Origin of the sequence: Paeniglutamicibacter sp. ZC-3, from assembly GCF_025847175.2 — a bacterium.
In the GTDB taxonomy this organism is placed as follows: Bacteria; Actinomycetota; Actinomycetes; order Actinomycetales; family Micrococcaceae; genus Paeniglutamicibacter; species Paeniglutamicibacter sulfureus.
Window position 1 is genome coordinate 1 of the sequence record NZ_JAOYTG010000021.1, and the last position, 23,851, is coordinate 23,851.

19 protein-coding genes are annotated in these 23,851 nt (G+C 64.6%); 9 read left to right on the forward strand and 10 right to left on the reverse strand.

What is annotated here, in order from left to right:
- Positions 1-227: 227 nt before the first annotated feature.
- Positions 228-1,688 carry an aldehyde dehydrogenase family protein gene (locus OIU93_RS17280; RefSeq protein ID WP_264271301.1) on the reverse strand — a complete coding sequence of 487 codons (1,461 nt, stop codon included), beginning with the start codon at positions 1,686-1,688 and terminating at the stop codon, positions 228-230.
- 521 nt (positions 1,689-2,209) lie between these two features.
- Between OIU93_RS17280 and OIU93_RS17285 the strand changes: the two genes are divergently transcribed.
- Positions 2,210-2,815: a GNAT family N-acetyltransferase gene (locus tag OIU93_RS17285; RefSeq protein ID WP_264271302.1), complete on the forward strand. Its 606-nt coding sequence runs from the start codon at positions 2,210-2,212 to the stop codon at positions 2,813-2,815.
- A gap of 12 nt (positions 2,816-2,827) precedes the next feature.
- Here the strand turns inward: OIU93_RS17285 and OIU93_RS17290 are convergent, their stop codons facing one another.
- Positions 2,828-3,625, reverse strand: a complete 798-nt coding sequence (locus tag OIU93_RS17290; protein ID WP_264271303.1) for a dioxygenase — start codon at positions 3,623-3,625, stop codon at positions 2,828-2,830.
- A gap of 220 nt (positions 3,626-3,845) precedes the next feature.
- Between OIU93_RS17290 and OIU93_RS17295 the strand changes: the two genes are divergently transcribed.
- Both OIU93_RS17295 and OIU93_RS17300 read left to right on the forward strand, forming a co-directional pair.
- The gene (locus OIU93_RS17295; protein ID WP_264271304.1) at positions 3,846-5,759 is read left to right on the forward strand and encodes an FAD-binding monooxygenase; all 1,914 of its coding nucleotides are present in this window, start codon (positions 3,846-3,848) and stop codon (positions 5,757-5,759) included.
- 54 nt (positions 5,760-5,813) lie between these two features.
- Positions 5,814-6,602 (forward strand): IclR family transcriptional regulator, encoded by a 789-nt coding sequence (locus OIU93_RS17300; protein ID WP_264271305.1) that lies wholly within the window; start codon positions 5,814-5,816, stop codon positions 6,600-6,602.
- A 56-nt stretch (positions 6,603-6,658) separates the two neighbouring features.
- Here the strand turns inward: OIU93_RS17300 and OIU93_RS17305 are convergent, their stop codons facing one another.
- The 3 genes from OIU93_RS17305 to OIU93_RS17315 form a co-directional block, all read right to left on the reverse strand.
- Positions 6,659-8,068 carry a 2-hydroxycarboxylate transporter family protein gene (locus OIU93_RS17305; RefSeq protein ID WP_264271306.1) on the reverse strand — a complete coding sequence of 470 codons (1,410 nt, stop codon included), beginning with the start codon at positions 8,066-8,068 and terminating at the stop codon, positions 6,659-6,661.
- A 76-nt stretch (positions 8,069-8,144) separates the two neighbouring features.
- A complete protein-coding gene (locus tag OIU93_RS17310; protein WP_264271307.1) occupies positions 8,145-9,023 on the reverse strand; it encodes a hydroxymethylglutaryl-CoA lyase in 879 nt (292 codons plus the stop codon).
- 1 nt (position 9,024) lies between these two features.
- Complete coding sequence (locus OIU93_RS17315; protein ID WP_264271308.1) at positions 9,025-10,260, reverse strand: CaiB/BaiF CoA-transferase family protein; 1,236 nt, start codon at positions 10,258-10,260, stop codon at positions 9,025-9,027.
- A gap of 256 nt (positions 10,261-10,516) precedes the next feature.
- Here OIU93_RS17315 and OIU93_RS17320 point away from each other — a divergent pair, with 256 nt between their 5' ends.
- Positions 10,517-11,173 carry an IclR family transcriptional regulator gene (locus tag OIU93_RS17320; protein ID WP_264271309.1) on the forward strand — a complete coding sequence of 219 codons (657 nt, stop codon included), beginning with the start codon at positions 10,517-10,519 and terminating at the stop codon, positions 11,171-11,173.
- Positions 11,174-11,189: 16 nt separating this feature from the next.
- Here OIU93_RS17320 and OIU93_RS17325 read toward each other — a convergent pair whose 3' ends face one another.
- Complete coding sequence (locus tag OIU93_RS17325; protein WP_264271310.1) at positions 11,190-13,508, reverse strand: LuxR C-terminal-related transcriptional regulator; 2,319 nt, start codon at positions 13,506-13,508, stop codon at positions 11,190-11,192.
- Between the two features lie 432 nt (positions 13,509-13,940).
- On the opposite strand from OIU93_RS17325, the gene OIU93_RS17330 reads away from it, so the two are divergent.
- The 5 genes from OIU93_RS17330 (at position 13,941) to OIU93_RS17350 (ending at position 20,845) form a co-directional block, all read left to right on the forward strand.
- On the forward strand, positions 13,941-15,449 hold the full coding sequence (locus tag OIU93_RS17330; RefSeq protein WP_264271311.1) for a SulP family inorganic anion transporter: 1,509 nt from the start codon (positions 13,941-13,943) through the stop codon (positions 15,447-15,449).
- A gap of 210 nt (positions 15,450-15,659) precedes the next feature.
- Entirely contained in the window at positions 15,660-16,478 is an 819-nt protein-coding gene (locus OIU93_RS17335) for a CPBP family intramembrane glutamic endopeptidase (RefSeq protein WP_264271312.1), read from the forward strand.
- A 779-nt stretch (positions 16,479-17,257) separates the two neighbouring features.
- Positions 17,258-18,733: an aldehyde dehydrogenase gene (locus tag OIU93_RS17340; RefSeq protein WP_264271313.1), complete on the forward strand. Its 1,476-nt coding sequence runs from the start codon at positions 17,258-17,260 to the stop codon at positions 18,731-18,733.
- A 148-nt stretch (positions 18,734-18,881) separates the two neighbouring features.
- The gene (locus tag OIU93_RS17345) at positions 18,882-20,132 is read left to right on the forward strand and encodes a phosphatidylserine/phosphatidylglycerophosphate/cardiolipin synthase family protein (protein ID WP_264271314.1); all 1,251 of its coding nucleotides are present in this window, start codon (positions 18,882-18,884) and stop codon (positions 20,130-20,132) included.
- Between the two features lie 224 nt (positions 20,133-20,356).
- Positions 20,357-20,845, forward strand: coding sequence for a hypothetical protein (locus OIU93_RS17350; protein WP_264271315.1), 489 nt, complete (start codon positions 20,357-20,359; stop codon positions 20,843-20,845).
- A 494-nt stretch (positions 20,846-21,339) separates the two neighbouring features.
- Here the strand turns inward: OIU93_RS17350 and OIU93_RS17355 are convergent, their stop codons facing one another.
- The 4 genes from OIU93_RS17355 to OIU93_RS17370 all read right to left on the reverse strand — a co-directional run bounded on the left by OIU93_RS17355 (position 21,340) and on the right by OIU93_RS17370 (position 23,798).
- Positions 21,340-21,867 carry a DUF3253 domain-containing protein gene (locus tag OIU93_RS17355; protein WP_264271316.1) on the reverse strand — a complete coding sequence of 176 codons (528 nt, stop codon included), beginning with the start codon at positions 21,865-21,867 and terminating at the stop codon, positions 21,340-21,342.
- A 220-nt stretch (positions 21,868-22,087) separates the two neighbouring features.
- Positions 22,088-22,393 (reverse strand): transcriptional regulator, encoded by a 306-nt coding sequence (locus tag OIU93_RS17360; protein WP_264271317.1) that lies wholly within the window; start codon positions 22,391-22,393, stop codon positions 22,088-22,090.
- Positions 22,394-22,988: 595 nt separating this feature from the next.
- The gene (locus OIU93_RS17365; protein ID WP_264271318.1) at positions 22,989-23,204 is read right to left on the reverse strand and encodes a hypothetical protein; all 216 of its coding nucleotides are present in this window, start codon (positions 23,202-23,204) and stop codon (positions 22,989-22,991) included.
- A gap of 153 nt (positions 23,205-23,357) precedes the next feature.
- Positions 23,358-23,798 (reverse strand): thioesterase family protein, encoded by a 441-nt coding sequence (locus OIU93_RS17370; protein ID WP_264271319.1) that lies wholly within the window; start codon positions 23,796-23,798, stop codon positions 23,358-23,360.
- Positions 23,799-23,851 lie beyond the last annotated feature (53 nt).

Below are 23,851 nucleotides of genomic sequence, written 5' to 3' on the forward strand. Positions count from 1 at the left end.
GACCTCATCGACCACCACATCAAAAACCACAGAAAGTAGCCAGAGAACCGGAACCAAAAACGCCAGGATCCCCGACAATCCGGGGATCCTGGCGTTCTGTCTGTCGTAACTTCAGGCTAAGGGGGTGAAGGTCGACACGGATTGAACCGTGTCGTAACTTCACCCCCTTTTTTGAGTTGGGCTGGAACCGACCCCTCGCTGCAGGACGGATCGTCAGTTGGTCCGGTTTAGAACGGGTAGGGCGCGATCTCCGGGCGCATGGTCAGCCACTGGGTCTCGGTGAAGGCCTCCATGTTGGCCGCAGACCCGCCGATGCGCCCGCCGTTGCCCGAATCCTTGACCCCGCCGAACGGAGAGTTGGGCTCGTCGGAGACGGTCTGCTCATTGATGTGGATCTTTCCGGAATCGACCCGGTCGGCAATCTTCATGGCCATCCCCACGTCCCCGAGGATGGACACCGAGAGCCCGTAACTCGACGCGTTGGCCATCTGCACCGCTTCGTCGATGGTGGAGAAACTGCGCACCGGAGCTACTGGTCCGAAGATCTCCTCTTTCCACGCATCGTGGTCCGCGTCCAAGTCCGCCAGGACGGTGGGCGGGTAGAACCATCCCTCGCCGCGCTTCCCGCCGGCGGCCAGCCGGGCACCGCCGGCAACGGCGGACTGCACCATGGAATCGATCCGCTCCAGCTGCCGGCCATCGATGATCGGCCCGATCGCGACCGTGCCGGACTTCGGGTCGCCGACCGGCAGGTTCCGTGCCTTTTCGGCCAGTGCCGCCACATAGTCCTCGTAAATGTCCCGGTGCACAATGTGCCGGCCGGTGGCCATGCAGATCTGGCCCTGGTGCATGAAGGAGCCGAACGCAGCCGCGGATGCCGCCTTGGCCAGGTCGGCACCGGGGAGCACGATCATGGCGCTGTTGCCGCCCAGCTCGAGGTGCGCACGCTTGAGCAGCCGCGCGGCGCTTTCCCCGATCTTGCGACCGGCGGCCGTCGACCCGGTGAACGCAATGACGCGCACCTCCGGTGCTTCGACCACGGCGGCCCCGACGTCCGCGCCGCCGGGAAGCAGATGCAACAGCCCCTCGGGCAATCCGGCTTCCTCGAAGATCCGCATGATGGCCACCCCCGCGCAGACCGAGGTGCGCGGGTCGGGCTTGAGCAGCACCGCGTTGCCCAGGGCCAACGCCGGCGCAACGGCACGAATGCCCAGGATCAGCGGGAAGTTGAACGGGGCAATCACGCTGACGACCCCGACCGGGCGGCGACGGGCGAAGGACCAGCGTTCCTCGTTGGTGGTGAGCACCTCGCCGGCTGGAAGCGACGGCAGCGCGGAGGCCTCGTAGCACTCGTTGGCCGCGGTGTGCGTCTCGAGCGCAGCCTTGGCGGGAATGCCCCCGGATTCGCGCACCAGCCACTCATTGACCTCGTCCGCGTGCTCCTCCCAGAGCAGGCCGGCCCTACGCAGCACCGCTGCCCGTTCCTCCGGCTTCTTCGCGGCCCAGGCAACCTGTGCCTTGGCGGCCGCCGTGGCAGCACGCAAGACGTCCTCGGCGGAGGCCAATCCGAGGGTGCCAAGTACGTTTCCGGTGGCGGGCTCCACGACGTCTTGGGTGCCGGCGCCGCCGACCACCCAGCCGTTGACGTTGATCTTCGAGTTCCAGAGTGATTCTTCAAGCAATGACACTTTGTGGTTCCTTATCTGGTGGACGGGTTTGCAGTGCATGGGCTTCGCAGGCGGGTTGCTTGGGTCGGGGAAGTTGCGGTTCGTTGGTTGCCAGGTAATGGGAACATCCCGCCGGCCGTGACGGTTCGCTGGTTGCCCCTCCAACCTGGCCCTTCTCGTGCGGCCTGCCCCCTATGCCCACGCTAGGCCGGAAACTGGCAACAGTCCAACGAATTTGCCACCCCGTGTACATCGGGCTCATCGATAAGCTCACGGGTCCTGAGATTCTGGACATCGGCCCCCGCTCGTCGAGGAGTACCTGCCGCGCCTCCATGTGTTCGCCACAGGAAGCATTCCACCCGCAGCGGCGCACGCCAAGGCGGACCAGACGCCCCGAGGACAAGCGCTGCCCCAACAGCTCCGGCCGCGATCTTCAGGTGATCCTGAATGTCGCGGCCGGAGGCAGTTAATAAGGTATGAAAATCAGTGTCCACGGTCGCCGGGTGGTAGCCGGGGTCGGGATGGAACGGCAGAATGGGCATATGCCCGAGACCGCATCGATCCACCGGTGGCAGACCCATCCGGTCACGCCCGAGAACTTCGAGGATTTCGCCGACGTCATCAACCCGACCCGGCGGGACACGCACTGCTGGTGCCTCTCGCACCGCTTGGGCGTCAAGGACATCGAGGAGCTCGGCGGCGGCAATCGCGAGACCGCCATGCGCAGGCTCTGCGAGCGGGATAATCCGCCAGGCGTGATCACGTACCTTGACGGCAAGCCGGTCGGGTGGTGCAGCATTGGCCCTCGCGCCGAGATCCCGCGGCTGGCGGCGTCAAAGCTCATCCGGCCCGTGGACGAGGTCTCGGTGTGGAGCATCATCTGCGTGGTGGTGCGCAGCGGGCACCGGCGGCAGGGCGTCATGGCCCACCTGCTTGAGGGGGCCGTGGAGTACGCGACTTCCCGCGGCGCGCCGGCCATCGAGGCACACCCCGTGGATCCCCCGGGCAGGATGGACACGACCATGGCGTTCGTCGGAACCCGGTCCATGTTCGAGCAGGCCGGGTTCCGCGTCATCGGCACCACCGACGCGGTGGCCAGCAGGATGCCGCGGCTGATCATGCGCCGCGACCTCCGATCGAATCCCTGACCTGCTTCGGGGTTAGGTGAGCGTCCAGGAGCGCTTGGAGAGCCCGAACCAGAAGCCATCGATGGCGGTCTTGGCCTCGATGCCTCCCGAGGCATATGCCGCGCCAAGGGCTACATAGAGCGGTGCCCAGTGCTCGGAGCGCGGGTGCGCCTCGCGTGCGGCAGGCGCCTTGTGCAGGAAGTCGAGGATGGAGTCCACGTCCCCGCGTGCCATGGCCTCTTCGGCCCAGTGGTCGAATTCGCTCGATGCGGCCGGCGGGGCGACGTCGGGTCCGCCTGCCGGGTTGAACCAGCGCAGGTTGTGCGTGGTGAAGCCGGAGCCGATGATCATGGTGCCGCGGTCGCGCAGCGGAGCCAGAGACTGGCCGAGCGCGAAGAGGCCCTGGGGATCCAGGGTGGGCATTGACATCTGCACCACCGGGACATCCGCATCGGGGAACATTTCCTTCAGCGGCACGTAGGCGCCGTGGTCCAGGCCGCGGGTTTCGTCGCGCTCCACGTGGTGGCCGTGGGTGCCGGTCAGGCGGGCGACCTCGTCGGCCAGCTCCGGTGCCATGGGGGCGTCGTAGCGCACGTCGTAGTAGTGCTGCGGGAAGCCCCAGAAGTCGTAGACCAATTCCTGCTTCTGGTGCGTGGCACTCAGCGACACTGGAGCGTTCTCCCAGTGCGCGGAAATCATCAGGATGTCCTTGGGCTTTTCCATGGTCCCCGACCAGCCTGCCAATTGAGATGTCCACGTGGCGTCGTCGGCCAGGGGCGGGGCGCCGTGGGAGAGAAAGAGTACCGGTGGGCGGTCGGCTGCTGTAGTCATGTAATGAGCATACACCTTATTTAGTTGATTCTTCAAGTAAATAAGGTGTTGTGCACCGCTCGCCAAACCCCGGAGGTGCCAGACCCGGATTCGTGCGGGCCTGGCGTTGCCTCGACATTCTGGCGTGCAGAATGTCTTGGCGCCGGGAAGGAGACCGGCCCTACGGTTGATGAACCAGATCACAACGCCGCCTTTGGGCGCCGGCATACCGAGGAGCAGCATGCAGTTCTACCAGGATGGCTACCGCCCGGGAGACCCCGACATCCGCCCCGCCGCACCCGGCCGCCGCGCACCGGGAACCTTCCCCGAGCAGGTGGACGTACTCATCGCCGGCACCGGCCCCGCCGGGTCGGTCCTGGCCGCCCAGCTGGCCGAGTTCCCCGACATCTCCACGCTCGTGGTTGAGCGCCGCGAGGCGGCCCTCGAACTGGGGCACGCCGACGGCGTCGCCTGCCGCACCGTGGAGATGTTCAACGGCTTCGGGCTGGCCGAGCGCCTGATGCGCGAGGCCTACTGGGTCAATGAGACCAGCTTCTGGGGCCCGGACTCCGCCGACGGGATCGCACGCACCGGCCGGATCCAGGACGTCGCCGACGGCCTCTCCGAATACCCCCACGTGATCGTGAACCAGGCCCGCATGCAGGACCTGCTACTCGAGCACATGGCCAACTCCCCTTCCCGGCTGGTCCCCGACTACGGTTTGGAACTCATCGACGTATCCGTCGCCGAAACCGGCGACCACCCCGTCACCGCAACGCTGCGCCGCACCGGGGCCGAGCCAGGGGCGGATATCACCGTCCGCGCGAAGTACGCCGTGGGCTGCGAGGGCGCCCGCTCGAACGTGCGCCGCTCGCTGGGCATCAAGATGCAGGGCGATGCCCGCAACCACGCCTGGGGCGTCATGGACATGCTGGCGGTCACCGATTTCCCCGACATCCGCCTGAAGTCCGCCATCCAGTCGGCCTCCGGCGGATCCATCCTGCTGATCCCGCGCGAGGGCGGCTACCTGGTGCGGCTCTACGTGGACCTCGGCGACATCGACCCCGGCGACCGCGAGGCCCGGAGCCGATTCACCGCCGAGAAGGTCATCGAGGCGGCACAGAAGATCCTGCACCCCTACACGCTGGATGTGAAGGAAATCGCCTGGTGGAGCGTCTACGAGGTGGGCCAGCGCATCGCCGAGCGGTTCGACGACGTGCTTCCCGAGGACCGCGGCACCCGCGCCCCGCGCGTGTTCATCGCCGGGGACGCCTGCCACACCCATAGCGCCAAGGCCGGCCAGGGCATGAACGTCTCCATGCAGGACGGCTTCAACCTGGGCTGGAAGCTGGCGGCGGTGTTGCAGGGCCGCAGCCCCGAGGCCCTGCTGGACACCTACTCCGAAGAACGCCAGGCCATCGCCCAGGAACTGATCGACTTCGACCTCAAGTGGTCCACCGCCATGGCGGCCAAGCCCAAGGACCCGGCCAACCCGGAAGCCGGCGGCATGGATGCCGCCGAACGCCAGTGCATCTTCACCCAGGGCGGCCGATTCACCGCCGGATTCGCCACCGACTACCGCCCGGGCATGATCACCGGGGAAGGCACCCACGAGCACCTGGCCTCCGGCTTCCCGGTCGGCGAGCGCTTCCACTCCTCACCGGTCATCCGGCTCGCCGATGCCAAGCCGCTGCAGCTCGGCCACCAGGCGCTGGCCGACGGCCGCTGGCGGATCTACGTGTTCGCGGACGCCGCACGCCCCGACGCAGCCGATTCCCGCCTTGCCGCGCTCTGCACCTTCCTGGCCGAGGCCCCTTCCTCCCCGGTGTGCTCCTTCACCCCTGCCGGGGTCGACGACGACGCGGTCTTCGACGTGCGTGCGGTGCTCCAGCAGCACCACCGCGACGTGGAGCCCGGGGACGTTCCCGCGTTCCTGCTTCCACGCAAGGCGCCGCTGGGACTCATCGACTACGAGAAGGTCTTCACCGCGGATGCGGCGAACGACATCTTCGCCGCACGCGGGATCGACCGCGAGCTCGGCGCCATCGTGGTGGTCCGCCCCGACCAGTACGTGGCCCACGTGCTGCCGCTGGATGCCCACGCGGAGCTGGCCGGCTTCTTCGCAGGCATCATGCGCGCCCCGGCGCTCGTCTGATCTTGATGCGGTCGCGGGCTCCAAGGAACCCGCGGCCGCACGTAGGATTCTGTTGTGCAGAAAACTAATCGGATCGTCAAACGGCCCGTCCACGCCGTCGAATCGGTGGAAAATGCCTTGCGCATCCTGGTGCTGCTGCAGGAACGCGATGCGCTGCGCATCGTCGATGCGGCCAGGGAGCTGGGCGTGGCACCCTCCACCGCCCACCGGCTCCTGGCGACTCTCGTCTACCGGGGCTTCGCGGTGCAGGACCCGCAGAAGCACTACGCCGCCGGACCCAACTTGCACCTCGATGCGGCACGGAATCCGGCCCGAAGACTGGTCGCCGCGGTGCGCCCGCAGCTCGAGGCGCTGGCTGCGGCGACGGGCGAAACCGTGAACCTGGTGGAGCGCATCGGGGCGAGCGCCCGGTTCCGCCACAGCGTCGAAGGTCCGCAGCTGGTGCGGATCGGCGACCGCACGGGAACGGTGCTCCCGGCCGGCACGTCCTCCGCCGGATTGGCCGCACTCTCGGTCCTCTCCGATGCGGCCGTTGCCCAGCTCTACCGCCGCCGTGCCACCCGGAGCGACGGCAACGAGCTGGATGCCGGGGGCCTTGCCCATTTGCTCTCCGAGCTCGCCGGGGTCCGGGCCAGGAACTACGCGATCAACATCGGCCGCACCGAACCGGAGCTCGCGGCCATCGGCGCTCCCGTGGGTCCGCTGGCCAACGGGAAGTCCTTTGCCTTGTCCCTCAGCGCACCGATCTCCCGCGCCGGGGACCTGCAGGGTGCCAGGGTCGTTTCCCTGCTGCTCGCGGCCTGCGCCGCTATCCGCGGCACCCTGGACACGCAACCGGAATGACGGAGCGCCCCCGACACCGAGTGTCGGGGGCCTTTTTTCCCGCGGACCGGGAACGGCTAAAGCACCAGGAACGGGACCAGCAGCGAGGTCACGAACAGCACCAGCGCGCCGCCGAGCCGGTTGGTCAACGCGGCGAAGGGCATCAGGTGCATGCGGTTCGCGGCGCTGAGCACCGCGACATCTCCGCTGCCGCCGGTGTCGGCCATGACCAGGCCCGGGGTGATGGAGGCTTCCACGAAGTTGAACTTCATGAGCCAGCCCAGGATGCCGGAGGTCAACGTCGCGATCAGCACCGTCACGACGGTCAGCAGGATGAACTTCGGGTTGCTCAGCGAGGCTACGACCTCGTCCATGTTGATGTAGCTGATGCTCACGCCCACCAGCAGCGCCGGGACCATGGTGGCGCCCACCATGTCGCCCCAGTCGGCCGTGGATTCCTCGATGTCCTTGGGCAGCCAACCGAAGATCTTCACCGCGGCGGCGGCAATGATGGTCCACGCGTAGGGGTGCAGGACCTCGAGGTAGGAGCCGACCAGCTGCCCGAAGATGAACAGCGCGCCGGCAAATAGCAGGCCCTTGCCCAGGGCAATGAACGAGGAGGACTCGTTCTTGGGCGGCAGGGAAAGCTCGGACTCCTTGCCCTTGATGCGCATCAGCTCGCCGTGGCCGTTGAAGCCGACGAAGAACTGCTTGCGGGTCTTGCCCAGCCCGTTGTAGATGCCGGCAATGATGATGCACACGATGTTGGCCACCACGACGGCCGACATCAGATCACCCATGAACGTCGCCGAATCCTCACCGGTGCGGGCCGCGTACATCTCGCTCATCGGCAGCGCGCCCACGCCCAGCCCGCCGGCCATGATGGGGGCGGCAATGAACAGGATGCCCTCCATGAACCCGAAGCCGGTGGCAGCACCCAGCAGACCGACCAACACGAACGTTGCCACGAGGCAGCCGACCAGCGGCACCGCGAAGCGCGGTCCGGCCTTCAACAGCAGGGCGCGCGGCATGCCCAAGATGGAGCCGGCGATGATGGTGATGACGAAGAAGTCCAGGAACCCGTGTCCCTTGACGAAGTTCTCCACGACCTCCACCAGGTTCGCAGGCAAGAGGTCGAAGGACATGAGCGTGGCTGGAATGAACGTGCACAGCACCGTTGGCAGGCCGAAGTCGCGCACCACCGGGAACAGGTTGCCGATCCAGATCAGCAGCCCGCCGAGCAGGATCGTGACGGTGAAGCCCGAGAGCATGGAGTCCGGCAGCTTGCCGGTGGCCGCGGCAATGAACACCATGGCGGCAAGCACGATGAAGAGCGCTGCCGGCAGGCTGGCGATCCGGGTGCCGCGCGGGCCGGGGAAGTGCGTGCCGCGCAGCTTGCCGACATGGGGTTCGACGCGGCGTTGGACGCCGTGATCGTCGGGGTGCTGGTTCCCAAGGGTGGAAACGGGGTTTTCAGTCTGAGACATCGTCGTCCTCGCAGAATGATGGGGCGCACCGGCTCCTGACGGAGGCATCCCGGCGTGCGGTGGATGGGAGGTGTTTCTAGTGCCCGGTCAGGGCGTTCACCGGCAGTGCCGGGGAGTTGGAGACCGCATCGCGGCCCAGCCGTACTGCCCGGTACAGCCCGGCTTCGTCGATGCCGGTCTCGTGCCCGGCGGCGTGCAGGTGGGCCACGAGTTCCTCGGTGGCGAGGTTCCCCGCCGCGCCCGGTGCAAACGGGCAGCCGCCGTAGCCACCCAGCGCGCTGTCAAAGCGCGTGATGCCCGCCGCGATGGCCGCGTCGATGGTTGCCAGCGCCTGCCCGTGGGCGTTGTGCAGGTGCAGGTAGTAGGTCAACTCCGGCTCCGCGTCTTGGACGTGGCGCACACTTTGCATGAGCCGTTCGGTGGGGGTGGTGCCCAGGGTGTCGGCCAGTCCGATCTGGGTGATGCCCATGGTCTTGAAGGCGCGCACCACGCGCAGCAGGTGCTCCGGATCGATCTCGCCCTCGAAGGGGCAGGTGAAGGCGGTGGAGATCCCGGCGAAGAAGTTGATGCCCGGGTGGGCTGCCACGTCGGCGGCGAGGGATTCGAGTGCCTGCTCGATGCTGGACCCGGCGTTCGCGGCGCTGTGTGCCTGGCTGGCGGAGGTCACCACTTGGATGTGGGTGGCACCGGCGGCCACGGCCCGCACGATCCCCTTGCCGTTCAGGGCCAGGGAGGTGAACGTCGCCCCGGTGCCGGTCGGCAGTCCGGTGAGCACCGCGTCGGCGTCGCCCATCTGCGGCACGCGGGCCGGGTTCACGAAGGAGGCGACCTCGAGCCGCTTCACGCCCGAAGCCACCAGCGCTTCGGCAATCGCCAGCTTGTCGCCCGTGGAGACGATGACGTTTTCGTCCTGCAGGCCGTCGCGCAGGAAGACGTCGGTGATGTGGATCTGCATGTCAGTTCTTCTCCTTGACGCCGAGCGAGTCGATGTCCTGGATGCTCAGGCCGGCCAGGTCGCGCAGGACTTCGTGGGTGTGTTCGCCAAGCTCCGGGCCGACCCAGTTCACGCGTCCCTCGTGCCCGGGGATCTTGGGGACCACGCCGGGGAAGCGGATCAGCTCGGGTTCGTCCTCGATGATGACCTCATGGGTTTGGATCATGTCGCGGGCCAGGTAGTGCTCGTCCTTGGCGATCGAGGGGGCGTCGTAGACCGGGCCGGCAGGCACCCCGGCGGTGTCCAGCTCGTTGAGCACCTCGGCCAGCGGCATCGAGGAAGTCCAGGCGGCGATGGCTCCGTTGAGTTCCTCTTCGCGCGCCCCGCGGCCCTCGGTGGTCAGCAGGGTGTCGTCGGCGGCAAGGTCGTCGCGTCCGATCGCCTTCATGAGGCGGATGAACACGGAATTGGAATTGCCGCCGATCACGACCTCCAGGTCGTCCCCGCACGGGTAGGAACCGGTGGGCACGACGCCCGGCAACGCGCCGCCGGTGCGCTTGCGGACCATGCCGTAGGCGTCGTAGTCCGGGACCAGGGATTCGAGCAGGGAGAAGACGCCCTCGTAGAGCGCCACGTCGACGATCTGCGGGCCCTCGCTTTTCACGCCCTGGGCCTTTTGGAACATCAACATCAGCGCGCCGATGACGCCGTAGAGACCCGAGACGGTGTCCCCGACGCTGGCTGCCGCGCGGCCCGCCGGGCGGTCCGGTTCGCCGGTGATGTAGCGCAGGCCGGCGAAGGATTCGGCCGAGCTGCCGAACCCGGCACGGTTCTTGTACGGGCCGGTCTGTCCGTAGCCGGAGATGCGGACCATGACCAGGTTGGGGTTCGCGGCGTGCAGCTCCTCGGGACCCAGTCCCCACTTTTCCAGCGTCCCCGGGCGGAAGTTCTCGATAACCACGTCGGTCTTGGCCACGATCCGCAGGACGGCCTCGCGGCCCAGCTCGCTGCGCAGGTCCAGCGCGACGGATTTCTTGTTTCGCCCCATGGTCCGGAAAAGCATCGAGGTGGTGCCGCGGGTCTTGCGCCAGTCGCGCAGCTCGTCGCCGCCCTCGGGCTTTTCGATCTTGATGACTTCGGCCCCGAAGTCACCGAAGAGCCGTGCAGCGAACGGGGCGGCAATGAAGCTTCCCAGTTCCAGCACGCGGATTCCCTCGAGCGGCAGCGTACTGCCCGGGAGGTGGAGATTTTCAGTCATGGTCTTCGCCCTTTCCTAGGTGACTGCATCGAAATTTCCCACACAATGGGATATGATTCCCTGCAGGCAGGAAGACAGTAGCAAGTGATTCAGGACACAGCAAGAGGCGTTGCGGCAAAAGCTTCGCATCCAGCGCCCCTGACCGCGGTCCTTGGGCGCGGAACCCGACATCACGGGCTGTTTTCTTGATTCATGAGAAATTGCGTCACAACCCACGGGCGGCAGACACGCTCGCCCACACCATGAGGAGACAGTCATGGCCGAGTCCGCAGCCACCAGCAACCGCATGCTCGAACGAGTCGCCATGGTCCTTGATGCGGTGGATGGTTCGTCGGCCTCGGCCAGCGAACTGGCACGGCGCACCGGCCTGTCGGTGTCGACGGTCCACCGCTTGGCGCTGTCGATGGTGGAGTACGGGTTCCTGCGCCGGATCGATGACGGCGACTTCAAGCTGGGCCACCGCTTCGTGCGCACCGCGTTGGAATCGATTGCCGCCCCGGTACTCACCGAGCTGCGCAATGCCACCGGAGAGACCGCCCAATTGTGGATTCGCCGGGGAGAACGGCGCATCTGCCGGGTGACGGTGGACAGCCAACACGAGCTCAAGGCCACGCTCCCGGCGGGCTCCGTGCTGGAACTGCCCAACGGGTCGAGCGGACGACTGCTCTCCCGCGATCCCGAGGCCCTCGATTCCGTGGAGCAACACGGATGGGTTGAATCGGTGGGCCGGCGAACCCCGGGCCTGGGCTCGGTCAGCGCACCGGTGATGCTGCGCGACCAGATGATCGCCACGCTCTGCCTGGCCATGCCGCTGATCCGGGTTGAGACCTCCCCCGGCCTGGACTTCGGGGAGAAGGTCGTCCGCGCGGCGCGGCTGATCGGCACCGAACTGGAAATGGGCAAGCAACTCTAGGGATGCCTCCCCGGGCTCAGAGGCCCCAGGCCCGCGCGTTCGCCAATGCCTGCTCCACGTCGGAGGCTTCCAGTTTCCGATACAGGCTGCGCATCTGGGACTTGACCGTGTTTTCGGACCGGTAGTCCGCCTCGGCGATCTGGCGGCGGGTCATTCCCGCACGCAACTGCCTCAAGACCTCCTGCTCCCGCACTGTCAGCACCGGCCGCCTGGGCAACGGCGTGGGCGCAAGATCCAGCGCGTACCCCAGCCGCTGGAGCTCTTCGGGATCAAGCTCCAGGTGCCGGCCCACCTCGGACCACCCGGGGACCATGCCCAGAATCGCGAGTTCGTAGAGGACCCCCGAGTCCCGATGCTGCTGCTTCACTCGCTGCAATGTCGCCGGAGTTGGGCCCCGGGGGTTCCTGGCGGCGATATCCAGATACAGCACCAGGTTTCCCCGCCGGCGCATGCCCCCGGTGAGCGGAACTTCCTGAAGGGCGGCCAGGGCTGCGTCGGGATTCCCGCCCAGCAGGTGCCCGAGCGCCACCAGCAGGGGGTCCCTGTTTTCGATCCCGGTTCCAGGGCGCACGCCGCCGCGCTCCAGGATCTCGGCCAGCAGCAGCGTGTCGTCGAACAACCGCCGCGCCAGGGGCGCGGCCGCCGCGTAGCGACGCTCTTGGCGCAGGGAGGAGATCAAGTCCCGCGCAGCATCGAAGATGCCGGCATTGAGTTTCTGCAGCGCCAGCAGCTGGACATGTACGGGCCAGAATTCGTCGTTGTCCACGACGGACGGCAGGGCGCCCATCTCCACATCGAAGCCGGCGTAGTCGAGCCGGGCCAGGGCCAGGAACGCACGGGCCATTGCGGCCGTGCGCTCCACCATCACCTTTCCCCACCCGACTTCGCCGATGGAGGCGTCGTGCTTGGCCAGCCAGCGCATGGCAGAGCCACTGTCCCCTTCCAGCACATCGAGTAGCGCCATCTTTCCTGCCACGTCGGCCAGCAGGAAGGCCTTGCCGGAGACCCGCGCCCAGTGGAAGCCCTGCTCATAGGCCTGGCGGGCCTCGGCATCGCGGCCGGCCAGCTGCAGGGTAATCCCGGCCTGGAGATCAACCATCGACACCAGGGCCGGGTTGAGCCTTTGGGCGTCAAGCGCACGGTGCAGCGCCTCGCGGAGGCGATGGGCGGCGGCCGCCGCTTCCGGGTAAAAGCCTGACTGCCGCAGGTGGAGCATTTCCAGAATGCCTACCGTCAGCGCGTGTGTGTTTGGCTTGGCGTAGAGTCGCACCGTGTCACGATGCAGGCGCTGGGCCGTTTGGTTGGTGGCGTAGTCGGGTTCGAACCCCGGCAGCTGCAGCGCAAGTCCGTCCCGGTCCGCCTGGCCCAGCATCCGCAGGCCGATGCGCATGTATTCGGTCTGGTTCGCAATGAACCGCGGGATCTTGGCCGCGATCACGCCCAACTGCTTGGGGTTGCGCATGAGGATGTCCACCCAGTTCTCCAGCAGCATGTTCAGCAGCGCCTGCCAGCTGCGGCGCGCCACCGCCGACTCCACCGCTGCGCCTACCCCGCGGGTTGCGGCTATCGCGTTGACGGCGGCCTGTTCCAGCACGACGGTGGACTCGCGGCCACGCTGTCCAACCCGTTCCACCAACACCTTGCGTACCATCGCCGGCATCATCCAACCGCCTCGCCCGTCGGCTTGCACCAGGCCCGCCTCGACGAGTTCATCCAGGGTGTGGACCACAGGGGAAAATTCACCGTAGAAGGCCTCGACGGTGCGCCTGTCGTATGCGGGCAGGAACGCCGCCTCCGACAACGCCCCGTCTGGATCGCGGCTGGCCAGCCAGATGACCAGGCCGCTGCGGATGATCTGCTGGGCGCGCGGGCGCGCCTGCGGATCCGCTGCAAGGGCCAGCGTCGCCGCGAGCCACCCTCCGGACAATTCGTGGATGAGACGGGCCTCGTCCCGCTCGGCCGCCGTGCCCGGGCCGACAAGCTGCGCCGTCTCGCTGGCGTCCAGCAGCAGGTCGCGGTGTTTTGCCACGAGGCACGGGGTCCGCGAGGAGAGGTCCCAGAGGGAGGCGGTCGGCGCCAGGATGACGGCCACGTGCAATGTGGCATCCGCACGGAGCCGTTGAACCAGCAGGTCCACTTCGGTTGCCTCGTCGATGTCCCCGCCGGACCAATCGAGAACTTCCCCTACCTTGTTCCCGATCCACGAGCGCGCAAAAATTTCGCGGCCGGTTCCGGCCGCGGCGCGGATGAACAGCAACCTGCACGTTCCGTCGTCCCAGGCAAGGAACCTCGCCAAGGCAGGATGAATCGTCTGTCGACCGGATGCGGCCCCCATGCCACCCCTTTCCCCCCCTATGCACTCGTTGCACGTTCACCGGTGCGCCGAGGTGGCACCTCCGGCTGTTCCTCAGGGATCCCACCAGTGCCACATGGCGACGGGTCTCTTACCTCATCTGATACCTCATCCTAAACGCCATTTCCCCGTTTTGACCCTCTGTGGCAGCACCTGGACGCCGCCCCCCGATGGGCCGGGAAGCCGGCAGCAATTCACTGCGGCGGTTTTCGGCTCCTTCGGCGCGCGGCAGTTTCCCCAAGCTTCGGAATGTCCTCTCGGACACATTGGCCACCCGCGGTGCCCCCGACTCCCCTAGAATTGGGCTGAATCCCCTGTTTTAGCCGCTTGTGCGACACCCTGCCCCTTAGTTGCGCCGGTGGGTCCCACCGAAGCCGGCGCCCCGCAAGCCCATTCTTCCGAACGGACCCCCGCATGCCTTCCCTGCCCGCCACCGCAACCGCCGCGCCGACGCCCGTCGAACGCCAGTCGGTGCTTCGCACCCTGCGCTCCCCGAAGCTGCTCGGCGTCGAGGTCCTCGGCGGGTTGGTGGTGGCGCTCGCGCTGATCCCGGAGGCGATCGCGTTCTCCATCATCGCCGGGGTCGACCCCAGGGTCGGACTGTTTTCGGCTTTCACCATGGCGGTGACCATCGCGGTGGTGGGCGGGCGCCCCGCGATGATCTCGGCCGCCACCGGTGCGGTGGCCCTGGTCATCGCACCGCTGGTGGCCAGCCACGGCGTGCACTACCTGGTCGCTGCCATCCTGCTGGCAGGCGTGTTCCAGGTGCTACTGGCGGTGTTGGGCGTGGCCAAGTTGATGCGCTTCATCCCCCGCCAGGTCATGGTCGGGTTCGTGAACGCGTTGGCGATCCTGGTGTTCATCGCCCAGATGCCCGAGCTCATGGGCGTCCCTTGGCTGGTCTACCCGTTGCTGGGCCTCGCCCTGTTGATCGTCTTTGGGCTGCCGAAGATTACGACGAAGGTCCCGGCCCCGCTGGTGGCGATCGTGGTGCTGACCCTGGTGACTGTCTTCAGTGCCATTGCGGTTCCCACGGTGGGCGACAAGGGTGAGCTGCCCTCAAGCCTCCCGGAGCTTTTCTTCCCGCAGATCCCGTTGACCTTTGAGACCTTCCAGGTCATTGCGCCGTACGCTCTGGCGGTGGCATTCGTGGGCCTGCTCGAATCCCTGATGACCGCCAAGCTGGTCGACGACGTGACAGACACCGGCTCCAGCAAGACCCGCGAGGCCTGGGGCCAGGGCGTGGCCAATCTGGTGACGGGGTTCTTCGGCGGCATGGGCGGTTGCGCCATGATCGGGCAGACCATGATCAATGTGAAGGCCTCCGGGGCCCGGACCCGGATTTCCACGTTCCTGGCCGGCGTCTTCCTGCTGGTGCTGGTGGTGGTCTTCGGCGACGTCGTGGCGCTGATCCCCATGGTCGCGCTGGTGGCGGTCATGATCTTCGTGTCGTGGGCGACCTTTGACTGGCATTCCATCCGCCCCTCCACGCTGCGCCGCATGCCCAAGAGCGAAACCTCGGTCATGCTCATCACCGTGGTGGCCACGGTGTCCTCGCACAACCTGGCCGTGGGCGTGGGAGCCGGAGTGCTCACCGCGATGGTGCTCTTCGCCCGGCGCGTGGCGCACTTCGTCACGGTCAAGCGCACGGTGGATGCCGCGGGCGAAACCGCAACCTACACGGTCAACGGCGAGCTCTTCTTTGCCTCGTCCAACGACCTCTACACCCAGTTCCAGTACGCGCTGGATCCCGAGAACGTGGTCATCGACATGCACGCCTCGCACCTGTGGGACGTTTCCACGCTGGCGGCACTCGACGCCATCACGGCCAAGTACGAGGCCGGCGGTAAGCGGGTGGAGATCGCGGGCTTGAACGAAGCCAGCGCCGCGATGCGCGAACGCCTGGCGGGGCACCTGGGCTAACGCTTCGGCGCCCTTGGGACCTTGACACGGTCCTGCCTCGGCCCCGCCCCGCACGTTTAGACCCGGCCGCGCTGGCACGGATCCCGCGCGCCGCTGTCTTCCGCCCCGATGGCTCCTACGACGCGGCCCGCGTAGTGCGGGTTGGTTCCGGTCCAGGCCGAATGCATGTCAATGGTTTTGCGATATGGGCGGTGCTGGCATGCTAATGGTGTGAGAACGATCCTGACTGAACCACCCCGTACCGCGCTCAGCTGGAAACTCTTGCCGGCATTGTTGCTCTCGGCGTCCGGAGTTCTGCTTTTTGGTGTCGGCAATGACCCGGTGGGTTACGGCCTACTCGCCCTGGCCCTGATCACGGCCGCGATCATCGACTCCGCGCTCGCGCGCCACTTGGCGCTCATTGCGGTGGGACTGGTGATCATCAGCTTGGTCCCGTTGAATGCTGATTTGAGCATCCAGCACATGGTCCTCATGGGTGGTGCACTCGGGTTGGCCGTGCTGGTTCCATGGCTGACCTCACGTTTTGCCTACCGTGAAGAGATCATCAAATTTCCGGTGAACACCGGCCGCAAATGGCCATTGGCCGCCAAGCTGTACCTGATCGGTGTTGTAGCACTTGGCTACCTCATTTTGCCGGTGTACCTGATCAGCACAGGGGTCTACCAAAACTGGCCGGATGCATCGGATCCCATCATCTTTTGGCGGCTCTTCTTGGGCGTGAATGCTGTTGGCATTTGGGATGAGCTGTTCTTTATCTGCACCACCTTCACGCTGCTGCGGCGACACTTTCCGGACTGGCTCGCCAACATCCTGCAGGCGGTGATCTTCTCGTCTTTTCTCTGGGAGATCGGCTACCAGGCCTGGGGTCCGCTGTTGACCTTTCCCTTCGCGCTGTTGCAGGGCTACACCTTCAAGCTGACGAAGTCGCTGACCTACGTCGTCTCAGTGCACCTAATCTTCGACTTCGTTTTGTTCCTCGTATTGGTGCACGCGCACAACCGCGATTGGTTGGCGGTTTTCTTGTACTGAGCCCCGGCTGTCCGGTTCGGTGGACGAGTTCCCCCGAGGATGATCCCGCATCAACACCTGTTCGGAATCGGGGCGGTACGGCGGTAGCGGCCCGTTCGGCAATGATGGCCATGGTCCGGCTAGCGGTGCAGCCCGGCAACCGCAATGTCGAGCTCGACGCCCAAAAACGCCAATGGGTTGAACCGTTGCTGAAGCATGCGGTGTCTTGACGATCTGGCGGGCGGGCCACATCCGGCTCAAGACCAGACTCCGCCGATCCAGCGCCCACAGGTAGCGTGGGAGGGTGTTGTGGAAAGTAGCGATGGCTGCGAAAATCGCAGTCATGATCGGCACGTCAAACACGGGCGCTCGCCAATTGCCTCGCGCCAGGTTCCCGACATGGACCATCACGGTGCCGGAATGCTCTTGGGCCGCTGTCTTGATTTGCTGCGATCCAGCCGAGTTGATAACCAGGAACGATGTCTGGCTTTAGTCGACTGCCATCAAGATCACAGAGAAACCGATGGCGCGGGAATATTTACAGCCTGACACGGCGTGGACATCTTGTCGCGATAGCCCCGGAAGCGTCGCCACACCCAGTGGGCACCGCCCGCTACCGCGAACAGCGCCGCGATTGGAAACAAGCGCGCGGCGCGGTGTTCCCGACCTTGCCCACACCCTCGGAAATACCGGCCGGGCGAACCGCCCGAAAAGCCTTCCACATCCACACCCTGACGCCGCACGGCCGGAGCAGCGATCCACCCCCTCTATATTCACCACAGACAGCGAGGACCGGGAAAATGACAAATACGACCCTGGATGGCATCCACCGGCAGGCTTATATCGACGGACAATTCACCGACGCAAGCGATGCCGCCACCTTTGAGACACTCAACCCTGCAACCGGCAAGGCCATCGCCAACATCTCAGCCTGCGGTCCGGCCGACGTGGACCGTGCCGTCGCTTCCGCCCGCGCGGCTTTTGAATCAGGTGCCTGGAGCACGGCAGACCCCAACGTCCGGAAGAATACCCTGCTCCGCTTCGCGGATCTGATCGAAAAAAACGTGGCGGAATTGGCGGAATTGGAAACACTGGATGCAGGTAAACCGATCACTGATTGCCGGGACTTCGATCTCCCAGACGTGATCAATACGTTGCGTTGGTACGCGGAAGCCATCGACAAGGTTTTCGGCAAAACCTCACCCACGGGGTCGGGGCACCTCGGAATGATCGTCCGCGAACCAATCGGCGTTATCGGGGCAGTACTGCCCTGGAATTTTCCGGCCGCCATGCTGATGTGGAAACTGGCGCCGGCGCTGGCGGCTGGCAACTCCGTAGTGGTCAAGCCGCCGGAACTGGCATCGCTCACTACGCTTCGCATCGCTGAGCTTGCCACCCAAGCGGGATTGCCGGACGGCGTCTTCAACGTCATACCGGGACTCGGCCATGTGGCAGGCAAGGCACTGGGCCTCCACCACGACGTCGACATGATCACTTTCACCGGATCAACGGAAATTGGCCGCGAATTTCTTCGCTACTCCGCCAACAGCAACCTGAAGAACATCGTGCTCGAATGCGGAGGAAAAAACCCGCAAATCATCACCGCCGATAACGGCGACCGCCTTGACCAGATTGCTGCTGACCTGGCCGATTCTGCGTTCTGGAATGCAGGCCAGAACTGTTCAGCGGGGTCACGGATCCTGGTGCACGAATCCCTCAAGGTCCCCTTTGTCGCTGCCCTGGCCCGCGAAGCCTCGGCGCGCAAAGTCGGTGACCCGACGCTGGACGCCACAGTCATCGGGGCGATGATCGAGGAGGACGCCCTGGATCGTGTCTTGGGATTTATCGATCAAGCCAAGACCGCCGGCGCCCGAATCGTCACGGGCGGGAAACGCGTCCTTGAAGAAACCGGTGGCTGGTTCATAGGACCCACGGTCTTGGACGACGTCACCGCCGATATGTCCGTCGCCCGCGAGGAGATCTTTGGCCCGGTCGTCGCCGTTCTTGGTTTCACCGATTTGGATGAAGCGCTTCGTCTGGCAAACGACACAGACTACGGTCTGGCGGCCACGGTCTGGAGCAGAGACATCGACACCGCACTGCGACTGGCGCGAGGAGTGCGGGCCGGAACGGTTGCCGTGAATGGCTACAGCGAGGGTGACATCACGACGCCCTTCGGAGGGTACAAGACCTCTGGTTTCGGTGGGAGAGACAACGGATTGGAAGCGTTCGAACAGTACACACAGATCAAGACCATCTGGATCACCCTGCACTAACGCGGCCAACCAGCGCGCAAGGCCTCCAGCTGATAAGGGCCACGCCACATTGGCAATCCGCGGCTGGCCAAGTCCACAGTCACAGCCTGCGGCTTGCCTGCGTCATCTGTGGCACCGCACGGCATTCTCCCGCCGCTATGCTGGGGTCATGCTTCCCGAGATACCTGATCCCGTAGTAGTCGCGGCGAAAAAATCGTTCACGCGACTCGTCCTGGCGTTCCTGGCCCTGCAGGCCGCCGTAGTCGGCGCCTTGGTCCTCTACGATGCCTTCAAGCACCGGCAAAGGACGAAGCGCCCGAATTTCCCACAGCCCGGGGTATTCGAAGGACGCGTCGCGGATTCGGAGGTGACGATCTACACCTACGGCGAAGACCTCTACGCCGATATGCTGGCCGCCATCCGGGGCGCCAAGACCCGGGTCTTCCTGGAGACGTTCATCTGGAAGTCCGACGACACCGGGAGGCGGTTTAAGGAGGCGCTGGCCGAAGCCGCCGAGCGCGGCGTGGAGGTCTTCGTCGTCTACGACGGATTCGCCAACCTCGTTGTTCCGCAATCTTTCTACCGGTTCCACCCGAAGATCCACGTCTACCGATTCCCGGTCCTGCGCCCGTCCAGGTTGTTCACCCCGCTGCGCAGCACCGGGCTGGACCACCGCAAGCTATTGGTCGTGGACGACGAGACCGGCTTCGTGGGCGGATACAACATCGGGGACCTGTACGCCACCGAATGGCGCGACACCCATGTGCGGATCACTGGTCCCTCCGTGTGGGACCTGCGCCAGGCCTTTGTGGGCGTCTGGAATACCGTGTGCGCAGAGCCGGAGATCCCGCACCACCCCCCGCAGTCGTGGGACCCACATATCCGGACGGTGAACAACATCCCGGCCCACCTGGTGTACCCGATCCGGGGCATCTACTTGGAAGCGATCAACCGCGCGCAGAGCCACGTCTACATCACCACCGCCTACTTCATCCCGGACAAGCAAATCCTGCGCGCCCTGATCGCTGCCAGCAAGAGGGGCGTCGACGTCAGGCTTATCCAGCCGGAAGACTCAAACCACGTCCTTGCGGACTGGCTCTCCCGGGGGTTCTACACATCCTTGCTACGCGAAGGAGTGACCGTCCTGCTCTACCGCAACGCGATGATCCACGCCAAGACCGCCACCATCGACGGCCACTGGTCCACAATCGGCACCGCCAACATCGACCGGCTGAGCCTGACCGGGAACTACGAAACGAACTTGGAGATCCACGACCGGGCATTCGCAGCCGACATGGAAAAGATCTTCGAAATCGACAGCACAAACTGCAGGGAACTGACACTGACTGAGTGGAAGGAACGGAACTTCGCCGCGCCGATCAGCGAAACCATCCTCATCCCGCTGCGCCCGTTCCTCTGATCATCGGCCCAGACCCACGCGAAACTGAAGACGCTGTTCCGCCGAGTCTCCTCGCCGATCTCTGGATACTAGGGGAAAAACGCGGTTGAGTGCCGCTGCCCTGCGGACTTGAGCGGCAGTTGAGCTTCGTTTCCAGGAAGAGACTTCCGAAACCTTGAGTTCGGATACGTTAGCTGATGTTCTGGTGCATAACCGAAATTCCGACAAGAAATCAGGAGATTCGAATGCAGCCTGACCGATTAGATCCGGAAAACTTTTCTACAGCTCACATGCTGGCTGCCCGGTTTGGCAGTCTTATCGGACCATCCAACGAGTTCTATCGTCCAGGCATAATTCGCCAGTTGCTCGATGACCGGGCGGCCCTCGTGCGCAAACCGTCAGGGGATGTTGAAAAGACCGAGCATCCGCGTGCGGCTCTTGAGGCTGTCGCTGCATTTCTGTGGTCCTCTGCCCTGCGCAGCATGGATGCTTCCTCAATAATGGGAATAGTCTGCAATGGGTTTCGAGAGTCAGGGATCGACGCCGTTGAAGTGCTTCCCTATCTAGATGGGTATGTGCGCGTCGTTGATGAGCAAAGCGAACACCAAAGCACGTATGTCCGTGCTGCGGAATTGGCACTGATTGAAGCAGTTCAGATTGCCGCGTTGACCGTTATGGAATATGACGAGGTTTTCCAAGATCGTCTGTCTCCCGGGGATTCTCGCGAAATCTAGAACAGTCGATTCGAGCCATTGGACAGCGACCGAATCCTTCGAGTTCCTTCGCAATGCATGGGATCACCGGAACCAGAAGCTGCATAATTTCGCCTTGGAAACAACCTCTCGAGTTCCCAGTCGCCGGCCTCTACACCTTGTGAACCCTAGATGGACCGGTATCGGTCAATCTCGGGAAACTAGCGCGAACGCCAAGATCGATCGGCCAGCCAGGTATTGCCCGTCCCCGTACGAAAGGAGTTTCCCGTTGGCCTTGGTCAATCTCTCTCAAGCACTGTTTCGGGTCCGGCTGGGAAGTGACGATGGCGGAACATCATGAATCGGGTAGAGCGGATGCCTACCGATCTGTGATCAGGCCTCGATAGGGGCTGTCACCCCGTCGCAACTGCAATCTGTCGTCCGAGCACGGGGATACGCCGTTCGTACGGGTCCGAACCAGCACGCGAAGTCCCTCTCACATGAAATCGATTCCTGCATGCGGGTATGGACTTCGGCTACTCGGACCGGGTGCCAGAGGGAATGTCCCCAACCGAGGTACCGCGCTTAAGGCGAATGGGACCACGAACGTTGTCAGCTTCCACCGGGATACCCTTCTGGGTTGCAACGATCTCGCCGCGGCAAGCCATCTCGGACGCGACACGACGGACCTTGCTCATGTGGTCACGCCAAGCATCCCCCTTACCACTCACGATTCGGGCGACTTCGCTCGGGCAAATCGACGAGTCTATGCGCTTGCGCAGAAGTGCTCGGATGGTCGCAGAAATTCTTTCATTGAAGGCCTGGGGCTCGGGCGCCTCCCACCAAGGTTGGCCGCGCTCACCCAGCGCGATCTTTGCATCATTGACTCGTGCCCGAGCCTCGTTCTCATGGGCCTTGACGGCTCGTCGGGCGGCCATAAGTTCCTCGACGAGTTCCTGGCGAAGTTTCGGAGGGATGGAGGGATCGCTCGCTCTCCACTTTCTCCCATTGATGATGAGGTGGTGTCCGTCCGGGGTGGTGTCCGGTGTTTTGTCGTGTGTCACGATCGGGCTCCCCCTGCTGGCTCATGGGTCTTCGTCTTGGCGTCCTCAACTCATCGAGAGTGTCTCCATGATACTGACGTTGTCCCGGGCCTGGCGCTCAAAAACCAACGAGCCAAAATGGCGCTTTGCGCATTCGTTTGACTCCTTGCTTTCCGAATGCCTAGCCGAAGTACGACCACCGGTCAGGTGTGCCGGGATCCGCGTGCCGGGCCTCAGCCTGTCAGCTGGATGGCCCCGCGATCTTCCGAAGTTCCCGCACGTGTGCGTCGAAGGCGGACCTCCCCGCCCCGGTGAGGGACAACCAAGTGATCTGGCGAGCGTCGCTGCGATCCGAGGATGCTGCTTTGCCAGATGAGACGTAGCCGGCCGTGGCGAGGATCTTCACGTGTTTGGAAAGCGTGGCGTCAGCGACCTCCAGCGCATCTCGCAGCACTGCGAAGTCGAGACGGTCGACCCGACGCAGGAGTCCGCAGATGCGCAACCGCACGGGGGCGTGGATGACGTCATCGAACCTAGCCTCGTTCACGTGCCAACAACTCCACTGCCGACCGATAGGCGACACCGGCCAACCACGTTGTCGTTGCAAACGCGGCCAAGCTAGCCAATGCGACCGGCCACCGCAGACCGAACGAGACGAAGCCGAGTGAGACGCTGAAGAGCGCAAGACAGCTGGCAACGATCCCGCCCAGAGCCCAGCTGGCATGCGCGCCCATAGTGCGAAAGCCAACACCGGTCTCGCGCCTGATTAGGTGTGCCACCACAAGTGCCCCGACGAGAGCCAGCCAGCTGCTGGAGGGCGGGTCATAGTTCTCACCGGGGTTGGTGGTCGCAGCCGTTGAGACCCACCACGCGCCTACGGCTCCGAAAGCGGCCAAGAGTACCCACGGTGTCTGAAGGCTCGCTGCGAGGCGCTTACGGTCGAACGCCAGCGTGTCCAGGGCATTTGCCGCCTCTTCTGGCGACGAACCCCTTAAGTTACTTTCCATAGTGGAAAGAGTAATGGTCACTTGCCACTATGGCAAGTGAATCTGGCGGTGATGGAAAATTTGCGCGCAGTTGCTCCCGTAGGATCAGCCTTCCGTGCAGTCGACTTCGACAATTAGACGGCATGTGCCGTGGAGTCATCGATCCGACCTGCGGTCCGCCGGATTCATTTTCGGCTTTTTCGCGCGAGTTTTGCGATACTGCACTCTGGCAAGCGCAACCCATACGAGCGCCATCACCGTGAAAATGACCCCGGCCCCGAATTCATCAGTGGCAAGCTGCCATACCCCGTACTCCAGAAAATACAGGGCAACGACGAGAGCCCAGAGGTAGCTGTTGGATGCCTTAAGCATGGGTCAATTCTCCACCGGGTACCGCCGAACGAAAATGCTTGCGATCGGAATCCGAGGGCGTGGAGAGGATATCGCCCAAGCGTCTTCACCGAACCCGAGATCTTCTGGCGCAAGAGATCCGCTACGGTAAACCTTCGGTGCTGAAAATCAGGTTCAGGGCTGCATCATCGAGCTCTCAAGCCAGCCGCGCTCCGGCTTGCTCAGCGCTCGCGATGACACCCTGTCCACGGCCAATGGAACCATCACCGTGGTCCCGTCAAACACCGGCTGACCGTCCACGTACCCGGCGTGGCGCACGGTGAAGGACTTGGTGCCGATGCGCACCGCCCCGACCCGAATGAGGATCTCCGGCCGATAGAGAACCGGGCGGAGGTAGTCCACCTGCAGCGAGGCCACGACCAAACCGAATTCGAACCGCCCGGTGTGCGCATCGGGTCGTGACCAACGCAGCCGTGCCTCTTCCATGAGCGTCACGATTCGCGCGTTGTTAACGTGCCCCAGTGCGTCCATGTCCGACCAGCGCAGCTGCAAGGAGAGTTCGAAGGGCTCACCTGTTCCCTGGCCTGCATTTTCGCGTGAGGTTTCTTCATTCATCCCACCATTGCACCAGAGCCGCGCGGAAAGTCCGCTGTTGTTTACGGCACCGG

Bases quoted from the DNA above. Each gene is read 5' to 3' on its own strand.
- OIU93_RS17285 (WP_264271302.1), top strand. From the start codon at position 2,210: ATGCCCGAGACCGCATCGATCCACCGGTGGCAGACCCATCCGGTCACG.
- OIU93_RS17290 (WP_264271303.1), bottom strand. From the start codon at position 3,625: ATGACTACAGCAGCCGACCGCCCACCGGTACTCTTTCTCTCCCACGGC.
- OIU93_RS17295 (WP_264271304.1), top strand. From the start codon at position 3,846: ATGCAGTTCTACCAGGATGGCTACCGCCCGGGAGACCCCGACATCCGC.
- OIU93_RS17305 (WP_264271306.1), bottom strand. From the start codon at position 8,068: ATGTCTCAGACTGAAAACCCCGTTTCCACCCTTGGGAACCAGCACCCC.
- OIU93_RS17310 (WP_264271307.1), bottom strand. From the start codon at position 9,023: ATGCAGATCCACATCACCGACGTCTTCCTGCGCGACGGCCTGCAGGAC.
- OIU93_RS17315 (WP_264271308.1), bottom strand. From the start codon at position 10,260: ATGACTGAAAATCTCCACCTCCCGGGCAGTACGCTGCCGCTCGAGGGA.
- OIU93_RS17320 (WP_264271309.1), top strand. From the start codon at position 10,517: ATGGCCGAGTCCGCAGCCACCAGCAACCGCATGCTCGAACGAGTCGCC.
- OIU93_RS17325 (WP_264271310.1), bottom strand. From the start codon at position 13,508: ATGGGGGCCGCATCCGGTCGACAGACGATTCATCCTGCCTTGGCGAGG.
- OIU93_RS17330 (WP_264271311.1), top strand. From the start codon at position 13,941: ATGCCTTCCCTGCCCGCCACCGCAACCGCCGCGCCGACGCCCGTCGAA.
- OIU93_RS17340 (WP_264271313.1), top strand. From the start codon at position 17,258: ATGACAAATACGACCCTGGATGGCATCCACCGGCAGGCTTATATCGAC.
- OIU93_RS17345 (WP_264271314.1), top strand. From the start codon at position 18,882: ATGCTTCCCGAGATACCTGATCCCGTAGTAGTCGCGGCGAAAAAATCG.
- OIU93_RS17350 (WP_264271315.1), top strand. From the start codon at position 20,357: ATGCAGCCTGACCGATTAGATCCGGAAAACTTTTCTACAGCTCACATG.
- OIU93_RS17365 (WP_264271318.1), bottom strand. From the start codon at position 23,204: ATGCTTAAGGCATCCAACAGCTACCTCTGGGCTCTCGTCGTTGCCCTG.
- OIU93_RS17370 (WP_264271319.1), bottom strand. From the start codon at position 23,798: ATGAATGAAGAAACCTCACGCGAAAATGCAGGCCAGGGAACAGGTGAG.